Origin of the sequence: Pseudoalteromonas sp. S1610 (genome assembly GCF_005887465.1) — a bacterium.
GTDB classification, from domain to species: Bacteria; Pseudomonadota; Gammaproteobacteria; order Enterobacterales; family Alteromonadaceae; genus Pseudoalteromonas; species Pseudoalteromonas undina.
Window position 1 is genome coordinate 1 of sequence record NZ_PNDI01000162.1, and the last position, 348, is coordinate 348.

The following is a 348-nucleotide window of genomic DNA, read 5'->3' on the forward strand; positions in this document are numbered from 1 at the left end:
GCCAGCGCTTCTGATTGTCGGCCTAGGACTTTATCTACATGTTCTTTAAGTACTGGAATTATATAACGTTCGTTATTTTTTAACGTTTGACTACGAATATAATCTGAAGGCACAAAGTGCGAGTTGGCGCGGCTCACCTCAATAAAAAAGACATGCACTCTGTTATAACCAATATTAAGTGTTCTAATACCCGGGCGTTCACGTTCGCGCTCCTCTAGCTGAACAAGCACATCGCTGGCACCTAGGCTTAAAATACGCAACTAATAAAGTTCTCTGGTAAACACTGCCGCAAAACACCCCCCATCACTACTTAAAAATGTGGCGGGATATTTAACACACCGCACAAGT

The 348-nt window shown here is 42.8% G+C and carries 1 pseudogene; it reads right to left on the reverse strand.

Going from position 1 to position 348, the window contains the following annotated elements:
- Window positions 1-348 (reverse strand): annotated as a pseudogene (locus tag CWB77_RS18220) (DNA mismatch repair protein MutS); the annotation flags it as partial.